The organism is uncultured Nitrosomonas sp. (assembly GCF_902826915.1).
GTDB lineage: Bacteria > Pseudomonadota > Gammaproteobacteria > Burkholderiales > Nitrosomonadaceae > Nitrosomonas.
In genome coordinates this window covers 52,524-67,970 of the sequence record NZ_CADEGP010000006.1, presented here as the reverse complement: position 1 = coordinate 67,970, position 15,447 = coordinate 52,524, and the positions used below count along the sequence as shown (strand labels likewise).

The window sequence follows — 15,447 nt, the reverse complement described above, 5'->3', positions numbered from 1 at the left end:
TGAGCAAGATTACCACTTATCGGACTGTCCGAATTTGCGAGGCCGCTTCTGTGCGCTACGTCATGGTGAGCCATTCCAACAATGAGATTTGCCAACCCCCATTCGAATAGTCCGAGATCGTATCTTGAAACAGGATAAGGGTGACAGAGCGTTTGTCGAATTGCTGCTAATGGCCAGAGCATTAGGCGATGTCGGTCTGGAAACGCTGGAGGTTGCATGCGATTTAACATTGCAAACAGGCATTATTGCTGCTGCCATTGTCATGAATGAAATGCGTCGCTTAAACGAAGTGGTGCGGCCCAAAACCCTACGAAGTATCACGCACGCACCACCCTTGCAAATCGAACCTAAAGCCGATTGCAGCCGCTACGACAGTTTGCGGAGGATGTACTATGATCATTGATCGTCATGCGCAACTCAAAAGCCGGTTATGCCCGAAATCTGGCTGGATCGATTGATCGCTGCTGAACAGATAGATCGTAAGGCACGTCGTCTGAACTACCAATTACATACCGCCAAGTTTCCACATCATCGCGATTTGATTCATTTTGACTGGACGGAAAATCCTTTGACCAAAGGGTGCATTGGGCAACTGGCCACCGGTGAATTCATGATTCAGGCAAACAATCTTATTCTTGTCGGCGGTACAGGAACTGGGAAAACCCATCTGGCCATTGCCTTGGCGGTTTCAGCGATCCATCAGGGAAAACGCGTGCGTTTTTATAACGCCGTTGATCTGGTCAATCAATTAGAAAAGGAAAAGCAACTAGGTAAATCGGGTTCAATGGCTAAGCGACTCATGCAGATCGATGCTGTTATTTTCGATGAACTGGGCTACCTGCCATTCCCGGAATCTGGTGGCGCTTTGCTGTTTCATCTCATCAGCCAGCTTTATGAGAAAACCTCTCTGATTATTACCACTAACCTTAATTTCGCTGAGTGGATCCAAGTCTTCGGAGATGAAAAATGACCACAGCTCTACTTGATCGCATTACTCACTACTGCGATATCCTCGAAACCGGTAATGATTCTTACCGATTCAAACATCGCAAAAAAGCACTCGAAATCTAAGCTGTGCCACTTCTTAACTGGAAATTTCTGGATGTTGATAGGTGGTAATTCTTGCATGTCGATTGACACAATGTGATAATGCATCTGCCGCGCGCAGTGGCTTGCCTTCTCTACAATATCTCGCATTCCAACATTCTAAAGCCTAATTAGATCCCCGTGGCAAGACCACGGGGAATCGCAAGTTAAATTGGCAAAGGACTTATTATTGCGTTACGGCGAAGCTGTTTGCGCAATACAACCTGCCGTGCTCATCGACACCGTGAATCTGAAATACTTCTTTGACTCAATCGTTGTAATCTTCATGTCGGACGGTTCTCTTTTGTTGGGTGGTTTTTACACCACCACTTTGGCGCATTAGATGCCGTTCGGGGTGGTGGGCGTCTATTCCATTATGTCAGAAATGTGTTTCTGAAGAAAATGAGGTTTTTCTTGCTTGCAATATTAAGAGGTTGTGTTAAGTGTCATAAAACTAAAAGGACGAGAAATGTTCCGAAGACATTTCTCGTCCTGAAATAGCTCCCCACATATGCCGTTAGACCATCATCTTGAACCATAAGGTCCAAGGCGGTTGTTTCATGGATACATCAGGCACATCCATTAATGGCGTACACAACAGTATCACTAAAATCCACAACCATTTTCTAAAAATGGTTCAAAGAATATAAGTCTTAACGAACACCGCAGGGATTAACCTTCATCTTTCATTGTTATTGCTTCATCAACTTTATTTTTTAATGTAATAATTCTACGCCTAAATTCATCTATGTCAAAACCTGTTACGTTTCTCAACATTAACAATTCATGTGTAATTTTTAGCGCTGCAATAATCGCGATGCGATCGGCATCGATTATTTTTCCTTCTGCTTTGATATCTTGCGCCTTATTATCCAAATAAGCTGCGGCGAGTTGAAGTTCTTCACATTCTTTGTCAGTACATGCGATGCTAAATTCACGCTCGAAAATATTAATGTTTAATGTGGTGTTATTCATTTTTAGGAATATTCAACAAAAGTGCCTCAAGTCGATCTGCTGCCACATGCATTTTCTCATTTAATTTCTCGCATTGATTATGAGAATCTGCCAATTCTTTTTGCAATTTTTTATTTTCTACGCGGGTATCCTGATACATACGTAAAAGTAAAAAAACTTTTTCTTCTAAAGATTCCAGTTCTGTTTCCATAGGGCGCAAATTTTTGAACTATCAAAAGGTTATTACGTAACCAAATCTAAAACTATACTATCGCGCCCTAGTTCTCGATCAAAACAACAATCGATAATTATTCTTATTTTTTATAAGTATAAATTTCTATACTAATTATAATTTACGGTGAGTGCCATCACAAAATGGCGCATTGCCGGTTTTCTTGCAGGTACATAACCAAGCTGTTTTATTCTCATTGGTTGAGAATTTCTTTGGTGTGAATTCAGTGTTTTTATGTGACCCATCACAAAAAGGCTGAGATTTACTCCGACCACAACTGCACCAGTAATAATCTTTCCCTGATTCAAGTTGAACTTCAATCGGTGAAAAGGATAATCCTGTATTTGAAGATTGATTCATTTTTATTGAGCGATATTAAAATTTAATTATTTATCATTAACATGACTTAGCATTTTAAAACTCATGCTGAGAAGTATTTTGTAACTGTATATTCTAAGTGTCATTTTATAGAATAATCAGCAGGCTTTGTAGGGATTACGGATGCTCAAGTAATACCTTTAATATTATTGTGAAAATTTTTCTTATACAAATAACCGTAAAGCACTGGGGCTACCCGCATTAATATGATTATTTTTCATTAAAGTTTGTATTTCCAGTAGTTGCTGTTTGCTTTTTTGAATTCCACTATCACTTAGTGGAACTCGATTGTCATCAACCACGATTCCACTCAGTGTATTGGAGAAAATCTTGGCCAAATGCGTCATTTGATCAAACACCCTCTCTCCATGGGCAACTCTTGGCACATCCAGCAGGAAAGTTACACCATGCGTTGTTAATGATTTAATATTTTCGGGTAGGAATGGAGAGGATTCATAATTATTCAATGTAAATAGGATATTATTGCTCTCGTCGCGATATTTGAATAGCCCATCTGTTTCGAGTCTGAATCCAGAGGCTTCCGCTAGCGCTCGAATCTTAGTGCCGACAAATGCGCCGCCGTCTTTACTAATAATATTTATACCTATCATAACATCGACTTCAGCGCAAAACTTATCCAGCATAACAGCTTTCTCATGTGCACTAACAATATCCGGGCACTCTGCTGAAGCGTTCACTTGTGATACGAAATCGAGAACCAAGTCCCTGAATTTGGATAAATTGACTTCACTGATAGGACCAGACCTGTCGGCGAGTTGCAAGCAGCCTTTCAAATGGCAGTAGCCGTCGCTATCCACATTGGATTCAGTGGAAATTTCTTCCCATGGCTCATTTTTATCTAGCTGGCCCAACCAATAAACTGGTTTTCCAAAGTCAAATTTTCTTTGTAATAACTTGGCAATATGTGTATTGGCAATAACAGATTCTGATCGGATATTGACAATATAATTGGTATTACTATCATAATCCAGTAATGGTGAGGTTGTTGCAAAACTAATAGTAGCAATTGTTTGAGGGGTATTCGATGGTGGATGTGCAGGTGGTGACATAGTCGATGTTTTGTTTGTTTCAATTGGCGGCAAATCAAATTGATCACCAGTCTGGATCAAAGTATCAAGCGCAGGATCTGATGACATCTTTTTGTTGAACTTTGGTTCAATACGTTGAAAAGGTTCATCAGAATGATGTGTATCTAAGAGGATATCATCATGTTCATGATCAAATGCAGCCTGTACTTCTCGACGGTAACGTAGTTGTTGCAGCCAGTTAAAAACAGCAACAGCAATGATAACTATGATACCGATAATGATTAAACTTACCTGCAAGTCACTCATGCTAAGAATCTCCATATTATCTCCTTGCTATTTCTTAAAGTTACTGTTTGGCACAGCAGATTATGTCAGTTTTTATACGACTTAAAACAATCATTGGGTTACGACCTGCTGGCTGCGTTTTCCCATATTAATTGCATCAGCGAGATCGACGGCTACTATTTTTGATACACCTTGTTCCTGCATTGTAACTCCAATTAATCGCTGTGCCATCTCCATGGTTATTTTATTGTGGCTGATAAATAAAAATTGGGTGTGTCTGGCCATGTTTTTCACTATTTCACAGAATCGCCTAGTATTGCTGTCATCAAGCGGCGCATCTACCTCATCCAGTAAGCAGAATGGAGCTGGATTTAATCGGAATAATGAAAAAATTAATGCCAATGCCGTGAGCGCTTTTTCTCCACCGGATAGTAAATGTATAGAGCTGTTCTTTTTTCCTGGCGGCTGCGCCATCAACAGTAGGCCTGCATCGAGAATTTTGTTATCACAAAATTCTAGTCTAGCTTTCCCGCCTGCAAATATGATTGGGAAAATATCGTCTAGATAATTATTTATCAAAATAAAAGTTTCTTGTAGACGCCTTTGAGTTTCGCGATCTATCTGCAGAATGGCATTGTCTAAAGTGGCGATAGCTGCATTGATGTCATGTAACTGTGTTAGTAAATTGGATTCTCGTGCGTGAGCAATTTTAAGTTCTTCTAATGCCGCAAGATTAACAGGGCCAAGCTCTGCAATTTCTGTATTGAGCTGATCAATCTCAGATTCTAATGCTGCCGTATTTTTTTTGTTAATGAGTGGTAACAGAAATTTTATTTCAATATCTGCATCATTGACCAGTGCATCAAATTGGTTCATTTTAATTGTGGCAGCTTGTTCTTTGAGTTGTAACTTACTCATGGTTTCTCGCAATGAGTAAGATTCTTGTTCTGATGTCATGCGGGTGTTTTCTATTTCCCGTAAATTTCTTGCGATATTACTAACTTCTTGACGTACCTGTAATGCAGTTTGCTCAATTGATTTGCGTTGTACTTGAGCGTCTTGTAGTAGAGAATTGACTCGACCTGTGTCGAATTCTTCCTTTTCTTTGAGCAGATTGGCATGACTCTCTGTGAGTTTTTGAAGATCTTCATCAGTAGTTTGGATATGAGTTTCAATTTCAATGATTTTGTTTTGGCAAGTTTTTACATGAAAGGCAGTTTCTTGTACTGTTTGCGCAGATTGCAGTATCTTATTGCGTAAATTTACAAGTGCATGATCGGTAGCTTCCCAGGCGGATTGGGCTTGTTTTACATCATTCTTGAGCTTCTCGATTTGTATCAAATTATTTTCAAATCTTGTTTTCGCAGATTCTTGTTGTGAAATCTCATAAGCCAGTGTTTGCCTGATTTCAGTCAATTCGAAATTAATTTGCTCCTGGCGATGAATCGTGCGTTCATTAGCTTGGGTGAGTTTAACAATTTCAAGCTGCAGTTTGTGCCACTGTTCTTGTAATTGTTTGCTATCTCCGTTAACGGAATGGATGGCATTCACCAGTTCTGCACACTGATGTTCTGCTTTTGATAATAAGATGCGTTGCTTCTTAAGAAATGATTCATGTTGATCAATTTCTGTTTGTATTTGTATCAGTTCTTGTTGTCTAGACAATACGCCATGCAAATCTGAATCAGGCGCATAAAAGGTTAAGCTATTACGGGTAATGATATGTCCTTGCCGAGTTACAATTATTTCATCTGGTTTTAAAGCCGCCCGTTTAATAAGACCTTCTTTTACGTCATCTATGACATAAATCGGATATAGCCAATTTTCTAAAACATATTTGATTTCAGGTTGATCAACCGTGAGAAAAACAAGTAGTTTTTTGCAGTTTATTAGGCTATTCGCCGCTGATGGTGATACTGTGTCCGATAAAATGGATGGATTCTTGTCAAAAATTGTCCATTTTAAATTCGGTGCGTCATCAATCCAATTTAAAACATTATCCAGTTGCTCGGATTCAATACTGTTGAGTCGTTCGCGTAATACTGCTTCCAGAGCATTTTCCCATTCTGGCAGGATATTTATTTTCTGCCATAAACGGGGTAATAGATCCAATTGATGCTTGCTGAGCCATGTATTAAGATCCTGATTATTATTAAGCCTTTTCTGTAGGTTGTTTAGTGCGGCAAAACGAGCAGTGGCCTGAGATAATTTATGCTGCAGTTTTTGGATTTTGTTAGTAATTCTTTCTTTATTTTTGGCTGCCTCAGAAAGGTGATTTTCTAAACTTTGACACTTCATATTTCCATCTTCTAGAGCACGTTCGATTTGCTCAGTTTCTGACTGTAATTCAATCAGAATGGATGGTTCAATCGAGATTAATTCATTTTGTTCATGTGATAAGCGCGCAAGTCGAGTTTCTAGCTGTTGAGTGTTTTTTTTTGCATGTGCAAGATGATTTTCTTCAAGCTGATTGGTTTGTTCAAGAATTAAAAGGTTGCGCCGGTATTCGTTTAATTTCTTCTGGCGACTGAGGCATTCAGTTTCAACAGCTGGAAGTTTAGTGCTTTCCTCGTCATGAGCAAGAATGCTGCGCTGGCGAGATAACGCAGCATCTGCTTTTTCCTGCTGCCAGCGTTGAAGATTTTCTAATTTTGTTTCTTTTAATTGATGGCTTTTTTGAAGTTGAGCTCCTGTTTGCTGAATTTGCTGTGTTAAGCGATCTTGTGTGTTTCTTAAATAGGTTATCTCTTGTTGCAGGCGTCCTATTTCAGCATCAGCAGAATATAATTGTCCTTGTATTTTAAGCAGTTGCTCATTGATAGCCTGTTCTTTTTTGCGAACATCTTCATAATCTTTTTCTGCATTGTGTTGAACCGAAAGCGTGATCTTCAATTTCGTGTCAAGTTTCTGAATTTCTTTTTTTGCAGTATCACATTGATGCGTGGCATCTGCTCTACGCTGTAGCCACAGCAAGGATTGCGACTTATGCACTGCATCTTGCAGTAACTGATACTGCATTGCAATGTTTGCCTGCGTTTCCAAGTGTTGCAATTGGGTTTCTAATTCCTGGCGGATATCTTCTAAGCGTATTAGGTTTTTTCGAGTTTCAGTCAGACGCAACGAAGTATCGTGTCTTCTTTCTCGATACTGAGAGATCCCGGCAGCTTCTTCTAGGAAATTCTTTAATTCCAAAGGCTTTGCTTCAATAATTCGTGAAATCATGCCTTGTTCGATGATGGCATAACCATGACTGCCCACACCGGTGCCCAAAAAAAGATCAGAAATATCACGTCGTCGTACTTGAAGGTTGTTGATGAAATAACTTGAAATACCATTCCGTTGGAGCACGCGTTTAATTGCAATTTCGGTATAACTGGACCATTGGCCGGTTATTTTTTTTAAGTGATTCTCAAATACAATTTCAACACTGGCGCGCCCAATAGCTTTTCGATTCTCCGACCCGGAAAATATGACATCTTGCATCGAATCTCCCCGTAGAGCCGAAGCTTTTGATTCCCCCAAAACCCATCGTACCGCATCTATGACGTTTGATTTTCCACAGCCATTCGGACCGACAATGCCCACAAGACCATGGGAAACTGGGATGGTAGTTGGTTCTACAAAGGACTTGAAGCCGGCTAACTTGATATAGGCAAGGCGCAATTTTTTTGTTTATCAGATAAGGCAGTTATAATAGGCAAGGCGCATCGCGCAGTTAATATTGTAACCGAATTAATTTAGATATGAGTATGAAGAATGGCTAGTAAACCTGAGAAAACCCTTGAAACATTTCCAAATCCATTTATGAATCGGGATTATCATATTCATATGGAAATTCCTGAATTTACTTGTTTGTGCCCCAAAACAGGGCAACCAGATTTTGCGACTCTGATTTTGGATTATATTCCGGATAAAAAATGCATTGAACTTAAAAGTTTAAAATTGTATATCTGGTCATACCGAGATGATGGAGTGTTTCATGAGGCGGTAACAAATATGATTCTCGATGATCTCGCTGCAGTTTTGAGACCGAGGTATATTAGACTAATAGCGCGTTTTTATGTGCGCGGCGGCATTTTCACGAACATTGTCGTTGATCATCGTAAAAAAGGATGGAAATCTAAGTCTGTGATTCTAATGCCAGAATTATCTGGGCAGTTAAACACTCGAGAATGATTATTAATTGTTAACATGAAGTTGTGTTGATAATAATATGATTTGTCAGTGTAAATTTTATTTGCCAGCATATTAGTATGAAGAAAACAGTTTGCAAAGAGCAAATTTTTATATATCCTGTCATACGACATGGATTTATAAAAAAATACATAGATGATTTTAAAAAGAAATATTTTTTCTGCTATATTATTCCTGCTGTTTTTCGCTACGTCTTCTTTCATATCGTTTAATGCATTTGCAGATCGATTACTGCACGACAAAGCTCAGTATCACTCAAACTTGTGGGACCGTGTTCGTAGTGGATTTGCATTGGCACTTCCTCCGAATAATAAGGCAATTCGCAAAATTGCAGCCTCGTATATTCAGAACCCCCAAGCATTTAATCGCATTGTTGCAAATGGTGAGCGTTATTTATTTTATATAATGGAGGAAGTTGAGCGCCGCGGCATGCCGATGGAAATAGCATTATTACCGATAATAGAAAGCGCTTATGATCCTTTGCTTAAATCAAACAAGCAAGCAGCAGGTTTGTGGCAATTTATACCAGAGACTGGACGAATTATGGGTTTGGAGCAAACTGTTTGGCATGATGACCGGCGTGATATCGTGGCGTCAACACAGGCGGCTCTTGATTACCTTCAATATCTTTATCAAAGATTTGATAATTGGAAATTGGCATTTGCGGCTTATAATTTAGGGGAGGGTGCGGTAAGTAAAATTTTGGCAAAGCACATACACAAAGGAAGGTCCATTAATTTTTATGATGTGAATTTTCCGGTCGAGGTAAAGCATTATATTTACAAGATATTAGCAATGAAGGATATCGTTGTTAATGCTAAAAAATATGGTATGCAGCTACGACCGGTACCGAATCGACCGTATTTTGATACGGTCAAAATCCATGATCACATTGATATTCCACTAGTTGTACGTCTTGCTAATATTTCAGAAATCGAATTCACCGCATTGAATCCAGCCTATAACCGTTACGTTATAAAAGTGAGTGATCAACCTCGTACTTTGTTGATACCTAGAGAAAAGAAAGAAGTATTTGTTAGGAATTTAGAAACTTACCATGATCCTCGTATTTCATGGCAATTCTATCGGGTCAAGAAAGGGGAAAAAATTAGTGAGATTGCTGCCCGACATGAGACTACTGTAAGACAGTTACAAGCAATTAATGGGATTGCCCGAAATAAAAATATTACGCTAGGGCAAAAAATATTGGTGCCTCAAATTGTGGCAGAGAATCGAGCAAATAATTCTTCATGGAAGAAGCGAGTGCAACGTGATCAATCGCTTATTTATGTTGTGCAAAAAGGTGATACCTTGTATGAGCTTGCAAAGCGTTATCGCACAACAGTTGATCAGATTAAACGCTGGAATAATAGCGATGAGAATCTGTCCATAGGGCAGAAACTGGTTATGCTGAGAGGATAGTATTTGCGGTGTGTCGCAAGTAATTTATTTAAGAAATTTGTAAAATTTCTTATTCAATATTTTTAAGAAATTCAATAGCCCAACTAACGCCAAATCCTGTAATTTCGCTGTTAATGGCACCCAAGCCATGTTTGTGGCTACTTGCGGATAAATCCATGTGCAACCATGGTGTGTTGTCTATGAATTGTTTTAAAAAACACGCTGCAAGAATATGGTCGAAATCTCCGTCTAATTCGCATTGTTTGATATCGGCGATATCACTTTCAAGACTCTCCTCATAATCTGCATCCATCGGAAAAACGCAGACACGTTCTCCACTTTTCATTCCTGCGATGACTGCTTTCTGACATAAATCATCTCGGTTGCTGAAAACCCCGCTATACCGAGATCCTATAGCTGTTTTCATGCTGCCCGTTAACGTAGCAAAATCAATAATCAGATCAGGATTTTGTTGACGCGCTAAAGTCAAAGTGTCTGCCAATACCATCCGACCTTCTGCGTCAGTGTGTACGATTTCAATCGACAATCCATTTAATGCCGAAATAATATCGTTTTGCTTATAGGCGCGCGGACCGATATGGTTTTGTGCAATGGCAAGCCAACAATCAATTGTGACAGGTATTTCTGCTCGTGTGGCTGCAAGCAAAATGCCTAATGCAACGGCGGAGCCATTCATATCTTCGTGCATACCTCGCATATGACGAGCTGGTTTTATATTGTGACCACCGGTATCGAAGCAAATACCTTTGCCGACAATGGCAATATTTTTATTTTGGGAATCAGGCTTACAATTATGTTGTAAATGCACAATAGCGGCATCTTCTGTTTCGCTACCTTGCGCCACTGCGACGAAAGCACCAGCTCCCATTTCTTTTAATTTATTAAAATCAAATTCTTGGTACTTCCATCCTTCATTCTCAGCCAGCTTCTTAATTTGCTGTCGATAAGTCTTTGGCATTAATTCGCTTGCAGGAAGGGCAGTGAGTCCTCTTGCTAATAGATTCCCTTCTGCTAATGCACGCTGCAAGGAAAAGTTATTAGCGTCGTGATGGCCATATAGAAACATTTTAGTCAGTGGTTTTCGAATCGGTTTGCTTTTGCGTACCGGCAGTACAGCGCCATTGATCCAAACTGTGTAAACAGCCAGTTCGGCAAAGTTTCTTTTTTGTTGCAACGTGCCATAGACAGCAATATGTATCTCAGCTGGATTTTCTAAAAGCAGTAACTTTATTGCCTTGCGTAAACAGGTCTGTTGCTCGAAAATGGATTTGTTAGTATCAAGCATAACCCAAGCACATAATTCACCATTCTGGAGATCTGCACATACAGGTATTTCGTCAAGATCTGTTAATTGCATATTTCGACGCAATAGTAGTTTATCCAGAGACTCTTCACCGGGAATACTGTATTTCTTGGGTAATTTGTCCAGCTTGGGAAGTACTACGAGAATGTGAGGTGTTTTAATTGATTGATCAATAGGTGATATATTCTGGAAAAGAGATGCCAGCATTGAGAGCTTTCCTGTCAAATATTATTTTCTGTGTAACGATATCGAGAGTCATTGCAAAAAGAGTGATTGCAGATAATGCTGCTATTATATACGTGTTATGTACGCTGTGGCTGGGATAGCCCGTTGCAGATGGATTAAAAAAATCTGAATAGGGAGTTTCAAATAAGAATGCGTCAATATCTCGAATTAATGCAACATGTTATTGATCATGGTTTTCAAAAATCAGATCGAACGGGCATTGGTACATTATCAGTTTTTGGTCATCAAATGCGTTTTGATCTAAATAATGGTTTTCCATTAATAACAACCAAGAAGTGCCATTTAAAGTCAATTGTTCACGAATTGCTATGGTTTATTCAGGGCGATACCAATATACGCTATCTACATGAACACGGTGTTTCGATCTGGGATGAGTGGGCTGATGCAAATGGTGACTTGGGACCTATTTACGGTCATCAATGGCGTTCCTGGACGCGCGCAGATGGGCGCCAAATTGATCAGCTTCAACAAATAATTGAACAGATTGGAAATACACCTGATTCACGGCGCATGTTGGTTTCTTCATGGAATGTAGGTGAATTACACGAAATGCGATTGCCTCCGTGCCATGCTCTTTTTCAATTCTATGTGGCAGATAATAGACTGTCGTGTCAGCTCTACCAGCGAAGCGCGGATATTTTCTTGGGGGTGCCATTTAATATTGCTTCGTACGCATTACTAACGATGATGATTGCGCAAGTTTGTCATCTCGAGTTAGGAGATTTCGTCCATACGTTAGGCGATGCACATCTCTATCTGAATCATTTGGAACAAGCGCGTGAACAGTTATCGCGTGAGCCACGACCATTACCCATTATGAGGTTAAATCCAGAGATACAAAAAATCTTTGATTTTGAATATGAGGATTTTGTTTTGGAGAGCTATGATCCCCATCCCGCAATAAAAGCGCCTGTGGCCGTATGATTTCAACGCGTCTGTCTATTTTGGTTGCCATGGCTAAGAATCGAGTCATTGGCAGGAATAATCAATTACCTTGGCATTTACCGGCTGATCTTAAGCATTTTAAGTTCCTGACGATGGGGCAAATCATTGTGATGGGAAGAAAAACTTATGAGTCGATTGGCAGGTCATTGCCTGGGCGAGAAAATATTATTATTACCCGACAGTTGGGTTATGAAATACCGGGAGCGACTGTAGTGAATTCACTTCAAGATGCCCTATTGATATGCGAAGAAAGCAGTACAATCAGTCGTGAAAGCTTTATTATTGGTGGTGAAAATCTATATCGGCAAACGCTTGGTATTTGTCAAAGAATGTATATTACTGAAATACAGAGTGATTTTGAGGGTGACATATTTTTCCCGGAATTTGATCGTAGTGATTGGGAAGAAATACAGCGGCATAAGCATATTTCCGAGAATGGTGCGCATATCGAGTATCATTTCGTCATTCTCGATCGTAAATAAATCAGGATTCAGGCGTCTGACGGGGTAGATCGTCGATTCTTATAAAAATTAAACGTACAAATACGAATGGTGAAATGGACATCAAATGCCATCTCACCATTTATGAGGATCGTCGTTGTATGTGTGAGTAACTGTAATTGTTTAAATTACTTTCACATCAGGCAAAGGAAATCCATTGAAATTACTTGCATATGCGGTGGTGTAAGCGCCCGCATTCGGTATATAAATGAAATCTCCTTCCTGTATGTTGTTTGGCAACATTAATTCATGCATCAGAATATCGACTGAATCACAGGTCGGGCCTGCAATTGACCATGGAATGTGATTGCCTTTTCGGTCTGTTAGGATTTCATAGCGTAAGCCTTCAGTCATTTCGATGACGCCGCCAAACATGCCGGCATCCCAGTACATCCAACGTTTCCCGTTACGCGTTGCAGTACCTACCACGCGACATACAAAATAAGCAGAATCAGAGACTAAATAACGGCCTGGTTCTGCCATAACGCGGATATTTTCCGGTAAATCCGCAATGGCTTCGTTAATGACCTCGGCGATGATTTCGATTGAGGGAATCGGTTTAACATGCCGTACTGGATAACCTCCACCTACATTCAGTAATCGAGGGTTCAAGCCGACGCGTCGCATTTCAGCAAAGACTTTTTTCGCCCGTTCGATACCCACGCGCCAATTTTGCGGGTTACGGCATTGAGAGCCGACATGAAAGGTAACACCGGCCAAATCTGCTTTGAGTCTCACAGCCTCTTGAATGATTTCATTAATATCGGCAAGGTGTGTGCCAAATTTTCCAGCCAGAGGCCAATCGCTACCAATATTCGGTGTATCGATACGCAAGTACATTTTTGCATCTGGCTTGGTGCTAACTATTTTTTGCAACTCCTCAACACTATCGAGCACGTACCATTCAACTCCTTTCGCAGCAGCATATTCTACGTAAGCTCGGGATTTCATCGGGTTACTATAAAATATTTCAGCAGCCGGTACGCCTAATTTGAGAAGCAGGTCAAGCTCGGCAATAGAGGCGATTTCAAATCCAACGCCTTCCTCGATTAGGGTTTTGAGTACACGTTCATCAGGATTTGCTTTGACAGCATAATGTGGATGAACTCGGGGCATGGCAGCGATGAAACGTCGGGACTTCTGTCGGATAATGTTGCTGTCCACCAGTAAAAAAGGTCGTTGATAACCTTTCTTCAGGGCATCTTTAACGTGTTCAAAATTTAGACTAACTTCAGGATGGGTGTCGAATAGAGCTTCAGATTGATCGTGTTTCTGAAGTGAGGGCGAGAGTTTAGGCATGCGAGTGCTCCTTTAAATAACGCTACGTTTCAGGAATATGAACATTGACTAAATCAGCTGGAGCAATAAAGTTCTTTATACTTCTCATGATGACCTCCTCGGCGATAAGTTTACTGGTGAATAAAATGCACGCATTATAGTCTGCATTGCAAGCAAATCAAGTATTTTTTTCATATTAAAATATTTTTTAGTTGTAAAGAATAAGCTATTATAAACAATATGTTGTATTAAATAAAATTGCTATCGCGTTAGACGGTTGTTTTATAAAAAAGTTTAGATAAATTTTTTGGTTTTCTAATGATTTATTAATGCCATTGTATATTTAAATAACCATCTGTTTTATCACTAAATTTGAAGTGGAATCTATTTTCTCCCCGGCGAATGGTTTTTTGTCGCATAAACGGACTAAAAGGTCCGGCCGCAGAAAATGATTGTTCGATTTTCAATCGCCCGGCGCGTGGTGAAAAAAATTTCAGTACAAATTGCCCCGGGCTTACTTCCTTTAAATGTGGAGCAAAGGGTTTGGCTAATGGTTCGCCGATGAATACGCCTTGGCCCGGCCAAGCAACACTTTTCCAATAAGCCTCAAGCGCAGAAGCACCTAGTGTGTACTGAGACATGGCAACTTCTGGGGAAGGAAATTTTTGTGAAAAACTGCAAGGTTCAACAACGGTTCCATAACTTGCTGTAGCACCGGCTTCCAGCCAGCGCAAACTGCTCATTTGCAGAGAATCAGTCAACATACCACCTGCTGACGTTAAATGATCCGCTAAAGCGCCTGGAAGAAAGTGCAGTGTTTCCAGCATCGGCACTTCTTTCAGACCGGTAAAATAGAAAAGCACATCCTTGCGCTCAGAAATGTAATCACTCGCCAGTATTTGCATAGGAAATATGCTGGCTAATTTGTTTGCAGCTTGTGTAAAGTTAGCTGCACGACTGTTGCGTACTTTATCGGATGTATTCATTAAATAGGCCTGACCTTTAGGAAAGCTATAATCTGAACGTATGCCACGGTCAATCAATGCCTTGATGTATTCGAAGGAAGCCCCGGCTAACATCATTGCAGGACGCAGCTTGTAATCATTATATGGATAAACACTGGATGAATTGAAATAGGGGCTGGGCGCGGTTGATTCACAGGGCTTGGCGCAGTATTTTTTGTCGAAACCAAAAGCCAGAGCGGATGTTAACGACATGCAGCCAACTCGATACGGAGTAGTCCAGGCAACGGCAAATGCTTGCACATGCTCAGGAGTAAGCTGGTCAATAGTTGCCTTTAGTGGTTTGAATTCCTTTGGGGTTATGATGCTACGTTTAGATGAGAAGCGTAGTTTAATGATATTGGTTTCTGGTATTTGTCGAGCGTGCAGATAGTAATTGCCTATTTGCTGGGATAAAGGATCGTTTTCATTAATGATGACAGCGATATCATTGGGTTCCAGTCCTGTCCGCGGCAACGAAATACGATTTTGTGCTTCCACTGGAAAAATTGCGGAAAGAAAAATGAGTATCAATATAACGAAGAACAGTTGGATCAATGTTAAACTTTCTCGC

Annotated in this window: 14 protein-coding genes, 1 other RNA gene and 1 pseudogene; 7 read left to right on the top strand and 9 right to left on the bottom strand. The window is 40.1% G+C overall.

From position 1 onward, the window contains the following. Window positions 1-124 precede the first annotated feature (124 nt). The 3 genes and pseudogenes from QZV86_RS02085 (at window position 125) to QZV86_RS02075 (ending at window position 1,429) form a co-directional block, all read left to right on the top strand. Window positions 125-403 carry a hypothetical protein gene (locus QZV86_RS02085; RefSeq protein WP_295623619.1) on the top strand — a complete coding sequence of 93 codons (279 nt, stop codon included), beginning with the start codon at window positions 125-127 and terminating at the stop codon, window positions 401-403. A gap of 42 nt (window positions 404-445) precedes the next feature. Further along, window positions 446-1,071, top strand: a pseudogene (istB, locus tag QZV86_RS02080) (IS21-like element helper ATPase IstB); the annotation flags it as partial. A 187-nt stretch (window positions 1,072-1,258) separates the two neighbouring features. Then, window positions 1,259-1,429, top strand: coding sequence for a hypothetical protein (locus QZV86_RS02075; protein WP_295623618.1), 171 nt, complete (start codon window positions 1,259-1,261; stop codon window positions 1,427-1,429). A gap of 155 nt (window positions 1,430-1,584) precedes the next feature. Here QZV86_RS02075 and ssrS read toward each other — a convergent pair. From ssrS to smc, 6 genes are all read right to left on the bottom strand, one after another. Continuing rightward, window positions 1,585-1,761, bottom strand: a non-coding RNA gene (gene ssrS, locus QZV86_RS02070) — 6S RNA. Next, on the bottom strand, window positions 1,759-2,061 hold the full coding sequence (locus tag QZV86_RS02065; protein WP_295623617.1) for a cell division protein ZapA: 303 nt from the start codon (window positions 2,059-2,061) through the stop codon (window positions 1,759-1,761). The genes ssrS and QZV86_RS02065 overlap by 3 nt, the downstream gene beginning before the upstream one ends. Next, a complete protein-coding gene (locus QZV86_RS02060) occupies window positions 2,054-2,251 on the bottom strand; it encodes a hypothetical protein (protein ID WP_292919705.1) in 198 nt (65 codons plus the stop codon). The genes QZV86_RS02065 and QZV86_RS02060 overlap by 8 nt, the downstream gene beginning before the upstream one ends. 135 nt (window positions 2,252-2,386) lie before the next feature. After that, a complete protein-coding gene (locus QZV86_RS02055) occupies window positions 2,387-2,632 on the bottom strand; it encodes a CDGSH iron-sulfur domain-containing protein (RefSeq protein WP_295623616.1) in 246 nt (81 codons plus the stop codon). A gap of 182 nt (window positions 2,633-2,814) precedes the next feature. Then, the gene (locus tag QZV86_RS02050; RefSeq protein WP_295623615.1) at window positions 2,815-4,005 is read right to left on the bottom strand and encodes a cell division protein ZipA C-terminal FtsZ-binding domain-containing protein; all 1,191 of its coding nucleotides are present in this window, start codon (window positions 4,003-4,005) and stop codon (window positions 2,815-2,817) included. A 90-nt stretch (window positions 4,006-4,095) separates the two neighbouring features. Beyond that, window positions 4,096-7,647 carry a chromosome segregation protein SMC gene (gene smc, locus QZV86_RS02045; protein WP_295623614.1) on the bottom strand — a complete coding sequence of 1,184 codons (3,552 nt, stop codon included), beginning with the start codon at window positions 7,645-7,647 and terminating at the stop codon, window positions 4,096-4,098. A 93-nt stretch (window positions 7,648-7,740) separates the two neighbouring features. Here smc and queF point away from each other — a divergent pair, with 93 nt between their 5' ends. Further along, window positions 7,741-8,160, top strand: a complete 420-nt coding sequence (gene queF, locus QZV86_RS02040) for a preQ(1) synthase (protein ID WP_295623613.1) — start codon at window positions 7,741-7,743, stop codon at window positions 8,158-8,160. A gap of 153 nt (window positions 8,161-8,313) precedes the next feature. Next, the gene (locus tag QZV86_RS02035) at window positions 8,314-9,600 is read left to right on the top strand and encodes a LysM peptidoglycan-binding domain-containing protein (RefSeq protein WP_366925676.1); all 1,287 of its coding nucleotides are present in this window, start codon (window positions 8,314-8,316) and stop codon (window positions 9,598-9,600) included. Between the two features lie 49 nt (window positions 9,601-9,649). On the opposite strand, the gene QZV86_RS02030 is transcribed toward QZV86_RS02035, so the two are convergent. Then, window positions 9,650-11,110 carry a leucyl aminopeptidase family protein gene (locus QZV86_RS02030; RefSeq protein WP_295623612.1) on the bottom strand — a complete coding sequence of 487 codons (1,461 nt, stop codon included), beginning with the start codon at window positions 11,108-11,110 and terminating at the stop codon, window positions 9,650-9,652. Window positions 11,111-11,278: 168 nt separating this feature from the next. Here QZV86_RS02030 and QZV86_RS02025 point away from each other — a divergent pair, with 168 nt between their 5' ends. Next, a complete protein-coding gene (locus tag QZV86_RS02025; protein ID WP_295623611.1) occupies window positions 11,279-12,073 on the top strand; it encodes a thymidylate synthase in 795 nt (264 codons plus the stop codon). Beyond that, entirely contained in the window at window positions 12,070-12,576 is a 507-nt protein-coding gene (locus QZV86_RS02020; RefSeq protein ID WP_295623610.1) for a dihydrofolate reductase, read from the top strand. The genes QZV86_RS02025 and QZV86_RS02020 overlap by 4 nt, the downstream gene beginning before the upstream one ends. 141 nt (window positions 12,577-12,717) lie before the next feature. Here QZV86_RS02020 and QZV86_RS02015 read toward each other — a convergent pair whose 3' ends face one another. Both QZV86_RS02015 and QZV86_RS02010 read right to left on the bottom strand, forming a co-directional pair. Continuing rightward, window positions 12,718-13,893: a type III PLP-dependent enzyme gene (locus QZV86_RS02015; protein ID WP_295623609.1), complete on the bottom strand. Its 1,176-nt coding sequence runs from the start codon at window positions 13,891-13,893 to the stop codon at window positions 12,718-12,720. Between the two features lie 305 nt (window positions 13,894-14,198). Then, the gene (locus tag QZV86_RS02010; protein ID WP_295623608.1) at window positions 14,199-15,374 is read right to left on the bottom strand and encodes a TIGR03790 family protein; all 1,176 of its coding nucleotides are present in this window, start codon (window positions 15,372-15,374) and stop codon (window positions 14,199-14,201) included. Between the last annotated feature and the right edge of the window lie 73 nt (window positions 15,375-15,447).

Bases quoted from the DNA above. Each gene is read 5' to 3' on its own strand.
- QZV86_RS02035 (WP_366925676.1), top strand. From the start codon at position 8,314: ATGATTTTAAAAAGAAATATTTTTTCTGCTATATTATTCCTGCTGTTT.
- QZV86_RS02030 (WP_295623612.1), bottom strand. From the start codon at position 11,110: ATGCTGGCATCTCTTTTCCAGAATATATCACCTATTGATCAATCAATT.
- QZV86_RS02050 (WP_295623615.1), bottom strand. From the start codon at position 4,005: ATGAGTGACTTGCAGGTAAGTTTAATCATTATCGGTATCATAGTTATC.
- QZV86_RS02025 (WP_295623611.1), top strand. From the start codon at position 11,279: ATGCGTCAATATCTCGAATTAATGCAACATGTTATTGATCATGGTTTT.
- QZV86_RS02055 (WP_295623616.1), bottom strand. From the start codon at position 2,632: ATGAATCAATCTTCAAATACAGGATTATCCTTTTCACCGATTGAAGTT.
- QZV86_RS02015 (WP_295623609.1), bottom strand. From the start codon at position 13,893: ATGCCTAAACTCTCGCCCTCACTTCAGAAACACGATCAATCTGAAGCT.
- QZV86_RS02060 (WP_292919705.1), bottom strand. From the start codon at position 2,251: ATGGAAACAGAACTGGAATCTTTAGAAGAAAAAGTTTTTTTACTTTTA.
- QZV86_RS02065 (WP_295623617.1), bottom strand. From the start codon at position 2,061: ATGAATAACACCACATTAAACATTAATATTTTCGAGCGTGAATTTAGC.
- QZV86_RS02020 (WP_295623610.1), top strand. From the start codon at position 12,070: ATGATTTCAACGCGTCTGTCTATTTTGGTTGCCATGGCTAAGAATCGA.
- queF (WP_295623613.1), top strand. From the start codon at position 7,741: ATGGCTAGTAAACCTGAGAAAACCCTTGAAACATTTCCAAATCCATTT.